The organism is Nonomuraea diastatica (assembly GCF_004349015.1).
Classification (GTDB): Bacteria; Actinomycetota; Actinomycetes; order Streptosporangiales; family Streptosporangiaceae; genus Nonomuraea; species Nonomuraea diastatica.
Genome location: NZ_SMKP01000389.1, coordinates 1 through 1,909, shown reverse-complemented (window position 1 = coordinate 1,909; position 1,909 = coordinate 1). Strand labels below are relative to the sequence as shown.

1 protein-coding gene is annotated in these 1,909 nt (G+C 67.8%); it reads left to right on the top strand.

Annotation, left to right across the window (positions count from 1 at the left end; genetic code table 11):
- Window positions 1-1,909, top strand: a 1,909-nt coding sequence (locus tag E1294_RS51775) for a type I polyketide synthase (RefSeq protein ID WP_132520675.1), incomplete at both ends; no start/stop codon positions are given.

Sequence of the window (1,909 nt, the reverse complement as noted above, 5' to 3'; positions counted from 1 at the left end):
GGCGTCGGCGTCCTGCTGGTGGAGCGGTTGTCGGACGCGGAGCGTCTCGGGCATCGGGTGCTGGCGGTGGTGCGGGGCAGCGCGGTCAATCAGGACGGTGCGAGTAACGGGTTGACGGCGCCTAATGGTCCGTCGCAGCAGCGGGTGATCCGGCAGGCGCTGGCGAATTCTGGTCTGTCGGCGGCCGAGGTGGATGCGGTCGAGGCGCATGGCACGGGGACGACGTTGGGCGATCCGATCGAGGCTCAGGCGCTGCTGGCGACCTATGGCCAGGACCGGGATCGGCCGTTGTGGTTGGGGTCGGTGAAGTCGAACATCGGTCACACGCAGGCTGCTGCGGGTGTGGCGGGTGTGATCAAGATGGTGATGGCGCTGCGTCACGGGGTGCTGCCGAAGACGTTGCACGTGGACGAGCCCTCGCCGCACGTGGACTGGTCGGCCGGCGCGGTCGAGCTCCTGGCGGAGCCCCTGCAGTGGGATCGCCACGACCGTCCACGCCGCGCGGCAGTCTCCTCCTTCGGCGTGAGCGGTACGAACGCGCACATCGTGCTGGAGGAGCCTCCGCTCGCCGAGGTCGAGGCCGAGCCGGTGGGTGAGCCGGTGGGTGAGCCGGTGGGTGAGGCGCCGGTGGCGTGGGTGGTGTCGGGTCGTAGTGCGGAGGCGTTGCGGGCTCAGGCGGGGCGGTTGGCTGATGCGGTGGCGGGTGTGCGGCCGGTGGATGTGGCGCATTCGCTGGTGGTGTCGCGGTCGGTGTTTGATCATCGTGCGGTGGTGGTGGGTGCTGGTCGGGATGAGCTGGTGGCGGGGTTGCGGGAGCTGGCTGGTGGGGTGGCTTCTGGTGTGGTGCAGGGGGTTGCCGGTGGTGGTGGTAAGTCGGTGTTCGTGTTTCCTGGTCAGGGGTCGCAGTGGCTGGGGATGGGGGTGGAGCTGCTGGAGTGTTCGTCGGTGTTCGCGGCGCGGATGGCGGAGTGTGAGGCGGCGCTGTCCTGGTTTGTGGACTGGTCGCTGACGGGTGTGTTGCGGGGTGAGGACGGCCAGCCGGGTTATGACCGGGTGGATGTGGTGCAGCCGGTGTTGTGGGCGGTCATGGTTTCTTTGGCGGAGGTGTGGCGTTCGCTGGGTGTGGTTCCGGCTGCGGTGGTCGGGCATTCGCAGGGGGAGATCGCTGCTGCGGTGGTCGCGGGTGCGTTGTCGTTGGTGGATGGTGCGCGGGTGGTGGCGTTGCGCAGTCAGGCGATCGTGGCGCTGGCGGGGCGCGGCGGTATGGCGTCGGTGGCGCTGGGCTCGGCTGAGGCTGGTGTGTTGTTGGAGCGTTGGGACGGCCGCTTGTCGGTTGCGGCGGTGAACGGTCCTGCGGCGACGGTGGTGTCGGGTGATGTGGATGCCATTGAGGAGTTGCTGGCGCACTGCGAGGGACTAGGAACGCGGGCTAAGCGGATCGATGTGGATTATGCCTCGCATTCGGCGCATGTGGAGTCGATCGGGGAGGAGTTGGCCCGGTTGCTGGCTCCGGTGGTGCCGCGTGAGGCGGAGGTGGCGTGGTATTCGACGGTGCGGCGGGAGTGGTTGTCCGGTTTTGAGGTGGATGCTGCCTATTGGTTTGAGAATGTGCGGCGGACGGTGTGGTTGGAGCCGTCGGTGGGTGCGTTGGTGGAGCAGGGCTTCGGGGTGTTTGTTGAGGTCAGTGCGCATCCGGTGTTGACGATGGCGGTGCAGGAGACGGCTGAGCGTGCGGGTCGTGAGGTGACGGTGTGTGGGACGTTGCGGCGTGATGATGGTGGTCTGGCTCGGTTGTGGTCGAGCGCGGCCGAGTTGTGGGTAGGCGGTGTCGATGTCGACTGGCCGCAAACCTACGCCGGGACCCGCCCGCAGATCATCGACCTGCCCACCTACGCCTTCCAACACCAGC